The 14,676-nt window shown below is 65.9% G+C and carries 18 protein-coding genes and 1 pseudogene; all 19 read left to right on the forward strand.

The window, feature by feature from the left end:
- Positions 1 to 1,428, forward strand: a 1,428-nt coding sequence (locus tag SCI24_RS11530; protein WP_318725511.1) for a DNA topoisomerase 3, incomplete at its 5' end; no start/stop codon positions are given.
- 812 nt (positions 1,429 to 2,240) lie between these two features.
- Positions 2,241 to 2,516 (forward strand): hypothetical protein, encoded by a 276-nt coding sequence (locus SCI24_RS11535; RefSeq protein WP_133483817.1) that lies wholly within the window; start codon positions 2,241 to 2,243, stop codon positions 2,514 to 2,516.
- Between the two features lie 101 nt (positions 2,517 to 2,617).
- A complete protein-coding gene (locus SCI24_RS11540) occupies positions 2,618 to 3,151 on the forward strand; it encodes an STY4534 family ICE replication protein (RefSeq protein ID WP_133483816.1) in 534 nt (177 codons plus the stop codon).
- 207 nt (positions 3,152 to 3,358) lie between these two features.
- Positions 3,359 to 4,003, forward strand: a complete 645-nt coding sequence (locus SCI24_RS11545; protein WP_166637565.1) for a PilL N-terminal domain-containing protein — start codon at positions 3,359 to 3,361, stop codon at positions 4,001 to 4,003.
- Positions 3,996 to 4,757, forward strand: a complete 762-nt coding sequence (locus SCI24_RS11550) for a hypothetical protein (RefSeq protein ID WP_318725512.1) — start codon at positions 3,996 to 3,998, stop codon at positions 4,755 to 4,757. Before SCI24_RS11545 ends, SCI24_RS11550 begins: the two co-directional genes overlap by 8 nt.
- A 52-nt stretch (positions 4,758 to 4,809) precedes the next feature.
- Complete coding sequence (locus SCI24_RS11555; protein WP_318725533.1) at positions 4,810 to 5,526, forward strand: TIGR03759 family integrating conjugative element protein; 717 nt, start codon at positions 4,810 to 4,812, stop codon at positions 5,524 to 5,526.
- Positions 5,523 to 6,122, forward strand: coding sequence for a transglycosylase SLT domain-containing protein (locus SCI24_RS11560; RefSeq protein ID WP_318725513.1), 600 nt, complete (start codon positions 5,523 to 5,525; stop codon positions 6,120 to 6,122). Before SCI24_RS11555 ends, SCI24_RS11560 begins: the two co-directional genes overlap by 4 nt.
- Before the next feature lie 14 nt (positions 6,123 to 6,136).
- Complete coding sequence (locus tag SCI24_RS11565) at positions 6,137 to 6,307, forward strand: hypothetical protein (protein WP_176761577.1); 171 nt, start codon at positions 6,137 to 6,139, stop codon at positions 6,305 to 6,307.
- On the forward strand, positions 6,300 to 6,869 hold the full coding sequence (locus SCI24_RS11570; RefSeq protein ID WP_318725514.1) for an integrating conjugative element protein: 570 nt from the start codon (positions 6,300 to 6,302) through the stop codon (positions 6,867 to 6,869). The genes SCI24_RS11565 and SCI24_RS11570 overlap by 8 nt, the downstream gene beginning before the upstream one ends.
- 9 nt (positions 6,870 to 6,878) lie before the next feature.
- Positions 6,879 to 8,942, forward strand: a pseudogene (gene traD, locus SCI24_RS11575) (type IV conjugative transfer system coupling protein TraD); the annotation flags it as partial.
- Positions 8,943 to 9,147: 205 nt separating this feature from the next.
- Positions 9,148 to 9,438, forward strand: coding sequence for a hypothetical protein (locus tag SCI24_RS11580; RefSeq protein ID WP_318725515.1), 291 nt, complete (start codon positions 9,148 to 9,150; stop codon positions 9,436 to 9,438).
- Between the two features lies 1 nt (position 9,439).
- Complete coding sequence (locus tag SCI24_RS11585) at positions 9,440 to 10,132, forward strand: TIGR03747 family integrating conjugative element membrane protein (protein ID WP_318725516.1); 693 nt, start codon at positions 9,440 to 9,442, stop codon at positions 10,130 to 10,132.
- 193 nt (positions 10,133 to 10,325) lie between these two features.
- Positions 10,326 to 10,688, forward strand: coding sequence for an RAQPRD family integrative conjugative element protein (locus SCI24_RS11590; RefSeq protein WP_318725517.1), 363 nt, complete (start codon positions 10,326 to 10,328; stop codon positions 10,686 to 10,688).
- Positions 10,688 to 10,903 (forward strand): TIGR03758 family integrating conjugative element protein, encoded by a 216-nt coding sequence (locus SCI24_RS11595; RefSeq protein ID WP_023005028.1) that lies wholly within the window; start codon positions 10,688 to 10,690, stop codon positions 10,901 to 10,903. The genes SCI24_RS11590 and SCI24_RS11595 overlap by 1 nt, the downstream gene beginning before the upstream one ends.
- Positions 10,904 to 10,962: 59 nt before the next feature.
- Positions 10,963 to 11,337: a TIGR03745 family integrating conjugative element membrane protein gene (locus SCI24_RS11600; RefSeq protein ID WP_318725518.1), complete on the forward strand. Its 375-nt coding sequence runs from the start codon at positions 10,963 to 10,965 to the stop codon at positions 11,335 to 11,337.
- On the forward strand, positions 11,337 to 11,720 hold the full coding sequence (locus SCI24_RS11605) for a TIGR03750 family conjugal transfer protein (RefSeq protein ID WP_318725519.1): 384 nt from the start codon (positions 11,337 to 11,339) through the stop codon (positions 11,718 to 11,720). The genes SCI24_RS11600 and SCI24_RS11605 overlap by 1 nt, the downstream gene beginning before the upstream one ends.
- Entirely contained in the window at positions 11,717 to 12,364 is a 648-nt protein-coding gene (locus SCI24_RS11610; RefSeq protein ID WP_318725520.1) for a PFL_4703 family integrating conjugative element protein, read from the forward strand. Before SCI24_RS11605 ends, SCI24_RS11610 begins: the two co-directional genes overlap by 4 nt.
- Positions 12,361 to 13,233 (forward strand): TIGR03749 family integrating conjugative element protein, encoded by an 873-nt coding sequence (locus SCI24_RS11615; protein ID WP_318725521.1) that lies wholly within the window; start codon positions 12,361 to 12,363, stop codon positions 13,231 to 13,233. Before SCI24_RS11610 ends, SCI24_RS11615 begins: the two co-directional genes overlap by 4 nt.
- Positions 13,230 to 14,672, forward strand: a complete 1,443-nt coding sequence (locus tag SCI24_RS11620) for a TIGR03752 family integrating conjugative element protein (protein ID WP_412929611.1) — start codon at positions 13,230 to 13,232, stop codon at positions 14,670 to 14,672. Before SCI24_RS11615 ends, SCI24_RS11620 begins: the two co-directional genes overlap by 4 nt.
- Positions 14,673 to 14,676: the final 4 nt, after the last annotated feature.

Consider the following 14,676-nt stretch of genomic DNA (forward strand, 5'->3'; position numbering starts at 1 on the left):
GGCCTTGGGCGTAGCCGGGCCGATTGGCTGGTCGGGATGAACCTGACCCGGGCCTATACGGTACTGGCCCAGCGACAGGGCCATCAGGGAGTACTCTCGGTGGGACGTGTGCAGACGCCTGCACTGCGCCTGGTTGTGGATCGCGACCGGGAGATTGCCAACTTCGTTCCCCAGCCCTTCTGGGAAGTCGTGGCGCATCTGCAGGCGTCGAGCGGGACCTTTCAGGCGAAGTGGCGGCCGAGTGATGCCTCGATCCAGGACGCCGTGGGGCGCTGTATCAGCGAGGAAGCCGCCCGGTCGCTGGCTCAGCGAGTCACCGGGCAGCAGGGGCGTGTCAGCCACCTCGAGACGAGCCGCAAGAAGGAGGCGGCGCCACTGGTGATGGACCTGTCATCGCTGCAGCAGGAGGCTTCGCGCCGCTTTGGTTACGGTGCCCAGCAGGTACTGGATATCGCCCAGGCGCTCTACGAAGTCCACAAGGCGACCAGCTACCCGCGAACCGACTGCCGGTATCTGCCGGAGTCGCAGTACGAGGATGCCGAGCGCATCGTGACGTTGCTTCTGCACTCGGACGAGGCGCTGTCGGCGCTTCGCCAGCGCCTGGACACGAGCCGCAAGAGCCGTGTCTGGAACGACAGCAAGATTACCGCACACCACGGCATCATCCCGACGTCAGCCTGCGACCTGACCAAGCTGAATGATGCTGAGCGCAACGTCTACGACCTGATTCGTCGCCACTACCTGGCCCAGTTTCTGCCGGATCACGAATATGATCGGACCGATCTGCGAGTGGACCTGGAGGGCGAAGCGTTTGTGGCCTCAGGGCGGCAGGTGCGTGTGGAAGGGTGGCGCGAACTCTTTCCCCGGGCGGCGGTTGGAGAGGAGGGTGAGGAGGAGCGGGAAGCGCCTCCGCTGCCGTCGCTTAGCGAAGGGGAGTGCTGCCAGGCCCGGCAGCTTGAAGTGCTGGACAAGCAGACGACACCACCCAAGCCCTTCACCGAGGGTACCCTGATCGCTGCCATGAAGCATGCCGCTCGGTTCGTGACCGACGAGCGCCTGAAGGTGCGTCTCAAGGAGACGGCCGGGATCGGCACCGAGGCAACGCGGGCGGGTATCATCGAGACGCTGCTGAAGCGGGGCTTCATCAAGCGGCAGAAGCGTGCCCTGGTCTCGACGCCGACCGGACAGCAGCTGATCGATGTGCTGCCTTCCGTCATCACCAACCCCGGCATGACGGCGCTCTGGGAGCAGGCGCTGGATGACGTTGCGGCAGGACGCCTGGCGCTGCAGGAGTTCATGGGCCGTCAGGCCGGCATGGTGGAGAAGCTGGTGCAGCATGCGCGAGCGTCCACGGTGACGATGCCTAAGCCGAAGAGAAAGACGCCAGGAAAAGACGTCGGTAGCCGGCGCAAGGCGTCATCATCTTGACCCTAAGAGGGGTAGGCTCAATAATGAGAGCCGTACCCCGTTGGTTGCTGACGGTCATCACGCAACGCCCTTTGAGCGCCAACGCTCAATCCCCCAAAGTATTCGCACCTCGCGAGACGAGTACGCCCCATCCCGCCTATACGGCTCACACTGCATCATCAACAGTCGGGGTTCGAGGTTCATTAGTCCCAGGCCAGCTTGGTTGGTTGGCCACCTATCTCATACGACGACCGGCCTGCCGGCTACCTTGATCCAGGGTAGTGGGCAGGCCGGTTGACGTTTCCATGCTGGAAACGCCTGCCCTTCTGCGGAGCCCGCCGCATCACCAACGGGAGCCCTTTGTACAGGGATCTGTGCTTGATCGACCGAATGCGTCCGCGAAGAGATTCGGGTGCCACCGTGAGCGAAGCATGGCAACGAGGGACATGCCTTGGCTCCAGTTGCATGGCGGACATCCTGATACTTGTCGATACGGCGACGACCCTGTTGATGCCCTCTATGGTCTTCAATCCCAAGACGTGGCGTGCCGCGTCTTGCGAGTGAGGATATCGAGGAGATGCTGCCGAGCTGACGGGCAGCCTCCCAGTGTGCAAGTGCCGCCGCTGGCGGCCCGGTGGTCTCGACCGGCTCCAACCGAGACACCCCAGGCACCCAGGCGTTTCAAGGGTGCGCCGCTTGGCGGCACGCCATTTCCCAAGGCCTCGAGCATCCCGAGACGAGGCCGCCCGCCAGGGCTGGATGCCACTGCTACCACCCATTCGGGGAGATGCCTCCCCAGGGGGGCGGACCCCTGGAATCTGGAGGAATGCCCCATGGCCACGATTGTTGACGACCACTTCATGGTCTGCGCCGACTGCCTGATGATCATCGCTAATGACGATGCCACCGGGCTGGATCACTTCCTGGATGAAGAGAGCGCAGCCGCCCGCGAGCGGGAGGTGCGTCTCTCCATTGCGGCAGCGCAGCGCGACGAGAGTTACATAGTCGTCGGCGATAGCGAGCGAGACGAAGAGTTCTCAACGGCGTCCTGCGACTGCTGCAAAACTACTCTGGCCGGCTCTCGGCACCACTGCGTGCTGATGACCTGAGCCAACGCCTGAATCTACCGCCCACTGGGGAAGCCATTCGACTTCCCTGAGGGGGCGAAGTGTTTCCCTGGGGCTCATTTGTATCCACCGAGGAGACACACATGAAGACCACCACTCACCAGAGTGCCACCACTGGCTTCTTCGACCTGCATATCACCGGCCTGGGCTACCTCAACCGAATCCGGCAGGTGAAACCGAAGCGTGGGGAAGCGTTCTGGGCATGCGATATCGCGGCCCTGAATGGCCCCGCAGACGATGTGGGCTACACTCGCTTCGACTGCCGAATCAGCGGCCGCGATGCCGAAGTACTCGTCAAACGCTGCCGTCAGGCGGTGTACCAGGGCCGCAAGGTGCTGGTGGGCTTCAAGCTGGGCGACCTCTGGACGGACACCTTCGTCTACTCCAAGGGCGACAAGGCTGGCCAGACCGGCGTTAGTCTCAAGGCCCGCCTGCTGTTCATCAGCTGGATCAAGGTGAACGGCGAGATGGTTTACCAGGCGCCTCCCCGCGACGAGCAAGGTGCCAGCAACGTCAGATCCGCTGCCTCAGCGGAGCCGCCTGAAGCAGACAACGGCTACGCCGCTGCCCACGCGGGAGAAGCGGCCGGCTCCTTCGATTCGCCGGCCATGCACTGATCCACAGCGCTTCGATCGACCCTACCCTGGCGGGGAGTGACCCCGCCACGTCATGCCTCGGCACTGACGATTCCCAACCTGCGAAGAACGCCCCACCCCGGGGCGTTTTTCCTTTCCCCGCCTGATTACGCTTTCCAATCGACCCGCCCCCGCAAACCCGAGAACCTCCTGCCTCAACGCCATTGAATGGACTCCTTGAGGCAACGCATGCTCAACCTTTCCACCCTCTCGACCGTTGCGCTGATCGCCACTACGCTGCTGGCGGGCTGTGCGCATCAGCCGCAACAGGCTCCCGAACCCTCGAACGCCGACTCTCTGGTGCTTTCGCTGCCGTACTTCGACGTAGACGGCGAGCGGCATCGGGCCGTGGTCACCGGCCCCAACCCGCCGACGACCGAGGCCGTGACCCCGGACATTTACAGCGACGAACTGCCCTCCGTCGAGGTCATTCGCACCGGGCGTTACCAGCTGGTGGCCACTCAGGCCTCACTGGGTCAGCGCTACCTCCTGGAGCAGACCATCGACGTGCATATTCCGGCATCCATGACCACTACCGTGGAAGATGCGCTGCATCACACCCTGCGTCATACCGGCTTTTCGCTCTGCCCCGCGCCCGGTCCCGCCCAGCGCACCCTCTATCGCAAGCCGCTGCCGGCGGCCCACTACCGGCTGGGCCCCATGCCGCTGCGCGAAGCCCTCCAGGTGCTGGGCGGCGATGCCTGGGAGCTGGAGGTCGACCCGGTGGCCAGAGAGGTCTGCTACCAGGTGCGGGATATCCGCTATGCGCCGGGGCACGGCGACGACAGCCGTGACGAGAGCGCTGCAGCGGTGGCGGAGGTGAGCGATGAGTGAGCCTACCGAGCTGTCGCCCGACCACAAGCCGACGGAGCCGCAGCATCGCCGCAAGCGCGGGGCAGGGAAGGGCGGCGGGAAGGCCCTCTACGGCCTGCTGGCGGTCAGCCTGGCCGGCGCCTTGGTGTCAGGGGCGCTGCTGTTGAAGCCGACGCCCGGGGAGGTGTCAATGGAATCTCTGGTGCAGTCCCAGGTGCAGCAGGCGGTGGTGCCGCTGGAGGAGGCACTCGCCCGAGTGGCATCGCAGCAGGCGGCACTGGAGCAGCGCCTGGCGGAGCTGGATCAGCGTCTCGAGCGAGCCGAGCAGCGAGAGCAGGAGAATGCCGCCGCCATCACCGCCGCACAGGCGCAGCTGGAACAGCGGGATCCGCTTGAGCCCCGCCTGGCCGAGCTGGGCAAGGCGCTGAGCCACCTGGATAGCGAGCTCAACCTGCGCGTTACCGCCCAGAACGAGCAGATCCAGACGCTGGAGGAGCGCCTTGAGCAGAGCCAACAGGCGGCGTCACGCCCGGCACCTGCCCGCCAGGCGCCGCGGCCAGCGGCTCCGCCGTCGCCCTCGTTCCAGGTTACTGGCGTCGAGTCCCGGGGCGGGCGCCCCTACGTGGGCATTTCGCCCAACGGTCTGTCCAGCCTGCGTGATGTCCATCTGCTGGGAGTCGGGGATCGTCAGGATGGCTGGGAACTGACGAGGATCCGAGGCACCCATGCCGTCTTCAGTCGCCATGGCCGTTCGGTCGACGTCCAGATTCCTTGAGGCCACCGGAGATCTCGCGATGATCACCAAGAAACCTGCTGTCTTGCCGGTTGTGACAATGACCCTTGCCATGACGCTGCTGGCCAGCCAGGCCGCTGCCCAGACCACCCCGGAGAGCCGCCCCGATGCCTCCGCCGTGATTCAGGAGGCGCAGCGGATGCTCGAGAGCGAGCGTACTCGCACGCGCACGGAGCAGGCCGAAGCCTGGAGGCTGACCGAGCGCGATTGGGAGCGCTACGAGGCGCTGATGGAGGGGCCACGGGGCGTCTGGTCGCCCAACCTGGATCCCATCACCGCACTCGGCGTCGAGGCTCGCAGCGCCGAGGAGCGCCGCCGCTATGCGGAGCTGCTGGTACAGGTGGAGCGCGCCCGCACCGAGCGCGAGCTGGCGTTCCAGCGGGCCTATGACGCGGCTTGGCAGCGCCTCTACCCCAACGAGATGCCGGTGGATGAGTTCACGCTTAGGCCACGCAATGCCTTTCACTTCACCGATGAGGGTGCACTTCAGGCGCGCTTGACGGTGCATGTGACAGTGAACGACTGCGAGCGTTGTGACAGCACCGTCCGCGAGCTGTTGGCCCAGGGCACGCAGATGGACATCTTCGTGCTCGACAGCGACGGCGACGATTCGGTGATACGTGATTGGGCGCGACGTGTGGGTGTGCCGGCCGACCGCGTGCGCGCACGAGACATTACCCTGAATCACGGACAGTCGGACCCCGAGCGTGGCATCGCCGTGGGGTCGCTGCCTCAGGTCTACCCGAGATGAGGGCGACGATATGGGGGCTGAAAGCGTATCGGCGCATGGTGATGGGCTGTGCCTTCGGCTGCAGCCTGGCGGTGTTGTCATCGCTGGCGAATGCCACCGTAGTACCGCCTGCGTACTTCGACGCCGCAAGCCTGCACCAGGTCCCGCCAGAAGTGCTCTATGCAGTGGCCACGGCGGAATCGGTAGTCAGCTTGAAGGTGGGGCGCCGGCCCTGGCCCTGGACCCTGAACGTGGCGGGGGAGGGCTCTCATTTCGCGACCCGCCAGGCGGCCTGCGAGGCGCTGACGTTGGCCCTGCAGGAGACCCGCGTCGTGGACGTGGGAATCACCCAGCTTAATGTGCGCTGGCAGCCTCAGCTGTTTGGTGCCGGCAAGCGCTTTACTCAACCCTGCGATGCCCTGAACCCCTACGCCAATCTGGAGGAGGCGGCCCGCCTGCTGCGCGGCCACTTCGATGCCACCGGCGACTGGGTGCAGGCGGCCGGGCGCTACCACCGTCCTGCTGGGGGAGAGCCGGCGGCCCGCTACCGCCGCATCGTTGCCACTGAGCTCGAGCGGCTGAAAACGTCTCGCCAGCGGCAGCTGGCGGCTAACTAAGGGAGGTTCCATCGATGATTCACTCTGCCCCCTATCGTTGCCCTTACTGCGGGGCACCGGCCTGGCGCGAGCCCCGCGAGATCGAGCCGCCAATGGACTACTGCCATGAAGAGGCCCATGGCTCCTGGGAGGAGTACCTGGGGGAGTGCGGTGAAGATACGTCGGGGGAGGTGCCTGATGCGTGACCGTCGCTGCCGAGCTTTACCCGCCTTGGTCAGTGGGCTCTTCGCGTTGCTTGCAGCCGGCGCCCAGGCGGAGACGATGCCGAGCATGTCCCTGGCCGAGCGGCCTGCCCTGGAGGTACTTGCAGACCACGGCGGCGAGCCGGCACGCCCCTACTTCGTCGCCATCGGCATGGCCGACGTGCCAGAGGAGGAGGGCTATACCCCGGACCTGCGTGCGCCGGTGCCGTTCAGCGAGGCGGATATGCTGCCGGTGACCAGCGAGCGACTATCGCCCGGCGAGGTGCGCTTCCGCCCGCTGGAGCTGCCGAGCCGCATGACGCCCTTCTTCCTGGTCGGTGACGATGCGTTGTCGCTGCGCTGGCTGGAGGCCCGCGGGGAGACCCTGCGCGAGCTCAACGCGGTGGGGCTGATCGTCGAGGTGGCCACGCCCGAGGGGCTTGAGCGCCTGCGCGAGGCGGTGCCGGGGCTTGAGCTGCGCCCCACGCCGGGGGACGACCTGGCCGGTCGGCTGGGCCTGGCCCACTACCCGGTGCTGGTGACGTCTCAGGGGCTGGAGCAGTAGGAGCGCGCAATGAACCAGACACACCCCCTGGAGGCGCTGCTACGCCCGGCGGTAGAACTCAACACCGCCCTGGTCTGCCTGGCCTGTGCGGTACTCTGCATCATGGCGCCCTGGTCTCTGGCCCTGTCGCCGAACGTGGGCTACGGCATGGCCGCAGGCTTTGCTGCCTTCGGGCTGTGGCGGGCTCGGCAGGCCTGGGTGGTGCTGCGCTACCGTCGCAACATGAAGCGCCTGCCGCGCTTCGCGCTGCGCAGCCGGCAGATTCCGGTCAGCCAGCGGCTGCTGTGGATGGGCAAGGGCTTCAAGTGGGAGGCGCGCCACACCCAGCGGCTGCATGAGAGCCAGCAGCCCCACGTGCAGCGCTATCTGCGCCCGGGGCCGGCCTACCGCCTGGCCCGTGAGATGGAAAACCGGCTGGAGCGCCATGCTGCCGGTCGGCCGCTGGTGAAGCTGTTCGCCGCGGATGTGCCCTGGAATCCGGTGCGCCCGCTGCCGCCGGTGGGCGGCATGGCAGCACTGCACGCCGTGGAGTGGAAGGAGCGCGATGTCTACTTGCCCCTCGGGGAGCGGGTGGGTCACACCCTGGTGGAGGGCACCACCCGGGTTGGCAAGACCCGGCTCGCCGAGATCCTGATCACCCAGGACATCCATCGCGGTGACGTGGTGATTGCCTTCGACCCCAAGGGCGATGCCGACCTGATGATCCGCATGTATGCCGAGGCACAGCGGGCGGGCCGCGGCGACGCCTTCTACGTCTTTCATCTGGGCTGGCCGGATATCTCGGCGCGCTACAACGCCGTGGGCCGCTTCGGGCGCATCTCGGAAGTGGCCACCCGGCTTGCCGGCCAGCTCTCCGGGGAGGGCAACAGCGCCGCCTTCCGCGAGTTCGCCTGGCGCTTCGTCAATATCGTGGCACGGGCCCGTCATGCACTAGGGCAGCGCCCCACCTACGATCAGATCCTCTCGGATGTGGTGAACATCGATGGCCTGATGATCGAGTACGCCCAGCAGACCCTGACGCGCCACGACCAGCACGCCTGGGAGCGCATCACCACCATCGAGGGCAAGCTCAACGACAAGAACATCCCCCGCCAGTTTCAGGGGCGCGACAAGCGGGTGGTGGCTATCGAGCAGTATCTGCAGCAGATCAAGGTGGTGGACGCCGTGCTCGAGGGGCTGCGCAGCGCCGTGCGCTACGACAAGACCTACTTCGACAAGATCGTGGCGAGCCTTCTGCCGCTGCTGGAGAAGCTGACCACCGGGCGTATCGCCGAGCTGCTCTCGCCGGACTACGACGATATCGAAGACCCCCGGCCGATCATCGACTGGCAGCAGATCATCCGTAAGCGCGGCATCGTCTACGTGGGCCTGGATGCCATGTCTGATTTCGAGGTGGCCCAGGCGGTGGGCAATTCGATGTTCGCCGACCTGGTCTCGGTGGCCGGCCATATCTACAAACACGGCATCGATGACGGTCTGCCGGCGGTGAACGGCAAGCGCATGGGCAAGGTGCCGATCAACCTGCACTGCGACGAGTTCAACGAGCTGATGGGCGACGAGTTCATCCCGCTCATCAACAAGGGGGGCGGCGCCGGCATCCAGGTCACCGCCTATACCCAGACCCTCTCCGACATCGAGGCGCGCATCGGCAACGCCGCCAAGGCCGGTCAGGTGGTCGGCAACTTCAACAACCTGGTGATGCTGCGGGTACGCGAGGAGAAGACCGCCGAGCTGCTGACCCGACAGCTGCGCCAGGTCAACGTGGCCACCCGCATGCTGGTCAGCATGGCCTCCGACTCCAGCGACATTGCCAACGACATCGACTTCACCAGCTCCGGTGGCGACCGCATCAGCACCGTACAGGTGCCGATGATCGAGCCGGCGGACGTGGTCTCGCTGCCCAAGGGGCAGGCCTTCGCCCTGCTCGAGGGCGGCCAGCTCTGGAAGGTGCGCATGCCCTTGCCGCTGCCCGACAGGCACGAGGATATTCCCGGCAGTATCGCCGAGCTCGCCGAGCGCATGAAGCGTGACTACACCACCGGCAAGCAGTGGTGGACCGCGGTGATGCCACCGCCGGTGAACCTGGAGCTGGGCGAGTTAGGGGCTGAACTCCCGATGCGGGCCCGCGATGCCCAGGAGCCGCCGCCTGCGCGGGCAGAAGCTCGAGCGGAGGCGCGGGACAAGGACGAGGCCAAGGCCAAGGCGCGCCGGCAGGGGGAGGAGGCTGAGGATCAGCTGCTCAACGAGTGGCCGCTGGCCCAAGAGATGGAGAACCGTGATGAAAATCGAGACAACGCCCATGACGCTTGATACCGCGGCAACCGCCATCGTCTCCAGTGTTGCCCTGGAGAGCGGCTCCCTGAGTGAGCTGCCTCAGGCCCTGTTCGGGCTACTCGACTACGTGGTCATCGGGATCGACCGCGTCGAGCTGACCCAGCATGCCTATCGCAAGGGGCTTTCGCCGGTATGGGAGCAGGGCGAGCACCCTCATGAGGGGCGGCTGATCCTGCACTACCACGATCGCCGCTGGTCGCTGCTCTGCTCGCTGACGCCAGTCAGGGTGCACTGAGATGGCCACGGCGGAACGTGCACAGGAAACTCGACGCGGCTGGTTCTCCACGCTGTTCGGCCTTCCATTTCAGATTATGGCGGTGCTGGTCGTGTCGCTCCTGATGTCGGTGCTGGTTGAGTGGGCGGGAATCCACTGGCAGTGGTGGAGCCAGCCCGGGGCCCAGCATGCGCTGGAGACCCTGGAAACCGAAGTGGCCCGACTGGATACCCACTTCACGCGCTCGCTGCTGGTCTCGGACCCGGTCGCCCTGGCGACGGGGGCGGTCAGTCGCGCCTACGACTGGCTGTTCGTGAAGAGCGGGATAGCAGCCTGGCTTGAGACCAGCGCCCATCACGGCGGCTGGCTCGGCACCCTGCATATCTACGTGCAGGCGGCGCTCTACGTCACGCTGATGACCCTGACCCGCGTGGTCATTCTGCTGCTGACCTCGCCGCTCTTTGCTCTGGCGGCCCTGGTTGGTTTCGTCGACGGCCTGGTGCGCCGCGACCTGCGCCGCTTCGGTGCGGGGCGCGAGTCCGCTTTCATCTACCACCATGCCAAGCGGGCCATCACGCCGGTCTTCGTAGTGGGCTGGCTGTTCTACCTGAGCGTGCCCTTCGCTATTCATCCCAATGCCTTCCTGCTGCCCTGCGCGGCCCTATTTGGCTTGCTGGTCAGCATCGCCACGGGAAGCTTCAAGAAGTACCTCTGAAACTCTACATCGCAGGCCTTCCGCGGCCTCGCCGCTATCGTCCGGAGCCGGTTCAGGCTCCGCTGCTTGCGTGCCTAGGTTTTGAGCGGACACAGATAAACGTGGTGTGCGGCGCTTATGGTTTCCTGCTGCGCTGCACCCTGGCGGGCGACAGGATGAGGACAATGCCAGCCAACGGATGGACTGTCTTGCCATGACGTTTCGCCGCTTGCCACGGGCCCTGTCGCCCCTGCTTCTGACGCTGCTGACCGCTCAGTTCGGCGCTACCTACTCCGCCTATGCCAACGACCGCGACGGCGTGCGCGATGAGATCGCCCGCCAGGACCTGGCCCTGATCCAGGATCAGCTGGCCCAGATCCAGCGCATTGTGGATCGGCTCGAGAGCCGCGTTGGGGAGTTCGACCCTGAGACCACTCGTGTCTTCCTGGATGTGCCGCGCCTGCGCCGGGATATCCAAGCCGTGGACAAGGGCATCGATGACGTACTCGAACCGCCTCGATTGCCGCCCCGCCAGCCGGTGCCCCTCGCCGGGGACTACCTGCGGGAGTTGCGCTAATGGAGGCCTTCGCCGCCGGTGCCGGATTCGAGGCGCCACCCCTGGGAGTCCTTATTGCCGGGGTGGGCTGCACCGTGGTGCTGCTTTGGGCGTGCTGGAGCGCCATCTCCTCCTATCGAGGCTACGCCAAGGGGCGCGTCAGCGGCGATGACTTCGGCTTTGCCGCGCTGCGCGCTGTCTTTCTGGTCGTGGTGATGTTCTGGATTTTCCTATGAGGTCACCGGCCTCGAACCCTGCGTCATTCAGCAATTCGTTACTCAAGAAGGAGCTCGTTATGACTACCGTGCGTTCACTCTTCTCTCGTGCCCGTGCTCATACCCAACCCCGGGGCTTTGCTGCGATTGCCGCTGCGGGGCTCGTGCCGGCCGAGGCCATGGCGCAGGGGCTGCCCACCATGGAGGCGCCCTCACGTGGTGAAGGCGGTGGTCTGATCGAGACGCTGCAGAACTACCTCTACGATTTCGGCGCCCTTGGCGGTCTCATCCTGGCCACGGTGGCATTCATCATCGTCGCCATCGCATCCATCGCCACCTTCAACGAGGCACGGGTTCGCGGGGAGTGGTCGAAGTTCGGCGTAGTGGTCGTCGTGGGGGTAGTGCTGATCGTGGCCATCATCTGGCTGGCGACCAAGGCCGCGGAGATCCTCTGATGGTCAACCGTCTCGACTTTCTGCCGACCCGTCTGAATGCCGCACCGGTGGTGTTTCGGGGCATGACCGGGCACGAGGTTGGGATGATGGCTCTGGGCGGAGTAGCCGCGGGCTTGCTTCCGGGCGCGATCGGCGCCTGGCTGCTGGGAGCCATCGCCATGGTGCCGACCGTGGCGTTTGCCTGTGCCGGCATGGCGCTCTACGTCGGTGGCGCCGTGATGCGGCGGCTACGTCGCGGCCGTCCCGCCTCCTGGCTCTACCGCAGCCTACAGTTTCGTCTCGCTCGGCAGGGCATCCGTCTCAGGGGAGCCGACGCCCTGATCACCCGTTCCGGTCCCTTCTCGCGGCGGCGGATGCGCTACCAGCAGGGAGGACGCCCATGAGCCGCTTTCGTCACGCCCTTAGCGCACGGGATGCCCATATCACCACCCTGCGCTTCATCATCCTGGTGCTGGCCCTGCTGTGTGCCGGCCTGTGGTGGGGCTGGAAGTCGGCCCCGGAGAATTTGACCATTCACAACCCGCCCGACCTGCGCTCCGGCAGTACCCGCGCCTGGTGGGAGGTCGACCCATCGAGCGTCTACGCCTTCGGGTTCTACGTCTGGCAGCAGATCAACCGCTGGCCCGCGGATGGTCAAGCCGATTACCGCCGCAACCTGAGGGCCTATTCACCCTTTCTTACCCCCTCCTGTCAGCGCTACTTGGCCAAGGACTACGAGGACCGCGATCGCCGCCAGGAGCTTTCCGGCCGGGTACGCGGCATCTACGAAATTCCCGGGCGAGGTTATCGCGCTGACTCCGTGGAGATCCTTAGTCGTGATGCTTGGGTGGTTACCCTGGATATGGCCATCGACGAACAGTACGCCGGCACGCCGGTTCGCGATCTGTTCATTCGCTACCCACTGCGGGTGGTGAGGGCCGACGTGGACCCTCAGCGCAACCCCTGGGGCCTGCAGGTGGACTGCTTCGATGGCATTCCTCAGCGGCTGTCGGTACCTGATGAGGCGAAGCAAGGAGGCTCCTCATGAAGCGTGTGATGCTGGCCTGGTTGGTCACCGCCGTGTTCGCCGGTGAGGCGCTGGCGGTGGAGGTCATGCACTGGGAACGTCGACCGCTGGCGATACCGCTGCCGGTGGATGAGGAGCGGATTGTCACCCTGGACCGCAACGTTCGCGTGGGCCTGCCGCCGGCATTGGCCAACCCCGAGGTACTGCGCGTGCAGAGCGCCGGGGGCGTGCTCTACCTGAAGGCCTTCGAGACCTTCGAGACCCAGCGTGTTCGCGTGCAGGACGTGGAGAGCGGGGACGTGCTGCTGCTGGACCTCTCGGCCGGGGAGGGCGCTAGTAGCGAGGAGATCCTGGTGGTGGACAGTCGAGAGGCATCCCCGGCCAGCTCTTCCTCGGGCAGCAGCGGAGCGCAGGTGACGAAGGCCTCTTCACCGTCGAAAGACGCTTCAGGCAGCGAGGTCCAGCACCCGACCTCCACGCCGGTGCCTGTGCTGCTGACCCGGCATGCGGCCCAGTCCCTCTATGCGCCGCAGCGCACCATCGAGCCCCCGCGCGGCGTCTCTCGCGTGCCCATGCGGCTGCCCGAGTCGCTGAGCACCCTGCTGCCGTCGCTGCCAGTGACCGTTACGCCCCTGGGCGCCTGGCGGCTCGATGGTTGGACGGTCACCGCGGTGAAGCTGGAGAACAACGATCGGCGGCGCGCCTTCGAGATGGATCCGCGCTGGCTGCAGGGGGAGTTCTACTCCGCCACCTTCATGCATCCCTATCTGGCGCCGCGGGGCTCCGTGGAGGACACCACCACGGTCTTTCTGGTCACTCAGCGCGGCGGCCTGGACAGGGCCCTGATCCCGCTGGAGGAGACGGATAAGGTCGAGGAGGGCACCTCATGACCCTGCGCAGCAATACCCTGCTGAAGATTCTGGTGCCTGGGCTGTTGGTGATCGTGTTACTGATCCTGGTGCGCAGCCTGAGCGGAGGCGAAGCCGACCCTGAGGCAGAAAACGCCGAAACTGACCCGACGCTAAGCCTGACCGATGACGAGCTACAGGCGCTGGGCATCGAGGGGGATACCCCGCGGGACACCGTGGCCACCCTGGTGGGCCACGTCCAGGCCATGCGTCGCGATCTGGAGCAGGCCCAGGCCGAAACCCAGGCGCTGCGTGATCAGAACGAGCAGCTGATGAGCCGCCACCAGGATGTGGAGGGCGCCATCGACGAGGCGTTGAACCGTGAGCGTGAACGGCTGCGTCAGGAGGCGCAGCGCACGCAGCAGGACAACCCACTGTTGAACACGCTTCAGCGGCAGCTGGACCAGCTGCGTCGGCAGGTGGGTGACCAGGGAGACCAGGAACTGCCTATCGGGTTGGGGCTGGAAGGGGGCGGTGGGCCATCCGGTACCGCCTACACCGGGCCAGGCTCGGCGCAGTCGCTGACCTGGGTCGAGCCCCTGGACGCCCAGGAGGAGGAGCGTGGGCGCGGAGACACCACCTTCCCGACCCGTTTCGGTGAGGCGGCGAATGAGCTGGGCGAGGTGGCCCGGAGCACTTCGAGTGCGGTAGAGAGCCGGGTGACCGGACGTCCAGATGAATCCAGCGTGGAGCCCGTCTATACGCTGCCAGAGAACTCCACCCTGATGGGCTCGGTGGCCATGACGGCGCTACTGGGCAGGGTGCCCATCGATGGCACCGTCAACGACCCCTATCCGTTCAAGGTGGTGATCGGCCGCGAGAACCTTACCGCCAACGGCGTCACCCTGCCTGAGGTGGAGAGTGCCATCGTCAGCGGCACCGCCACCGGTGATTGGACGCTCTCCTGCGTGCGTGGCCAGGTCAACTCGATGACCTTCGTCTTCGAGGACGGCACTGTGCGCACTCTGCCGGCTCCCGATGACGTCAACTCGGGAGACGGCTCGAACCGCACTATCCTCGGCTGGCTCTCCGACCCTCGGGGCCTGCCCTGCATCCCCGGGGATCGCAAGACCAATGCTCAGCAGTTCCTGCTCACCAGCTTCATCCTGGGCGCCGCCGAGGCCGGCGCCGATGCCATGGCCATGAACGAAGTCACCACCAGTGTGGACAGCGGTGGCGTGGTCAGCGGCCTGACCGGTGACTCGGGTCGCTATGCCGCCAGCCAGGCCCTGGCCGGCGGCGTCTCCGACGTGCGCCAGTGGGTGCAGGAGCGCTTCGGCCAGACCTTTGATGCTGTCTATGTTTCCCCGGGTCAGCCGGTCGCCATCCATATCGAGCGTGAGCTGCCCATCGACTATGAAACCCAAGGAAGGAGGGTGCGATATGACCGCTCGAGTGCGGCCAATCTCGATCTGCCGTAGCGCC

Source organism: Halomonas sp., from assembly GCF_033549285.1.
Lineage (GTDB): Bacteria > Pseudomonadota > Gammaproteobacteria > Pseudomonadales > Halomonadaceae > Halomonas.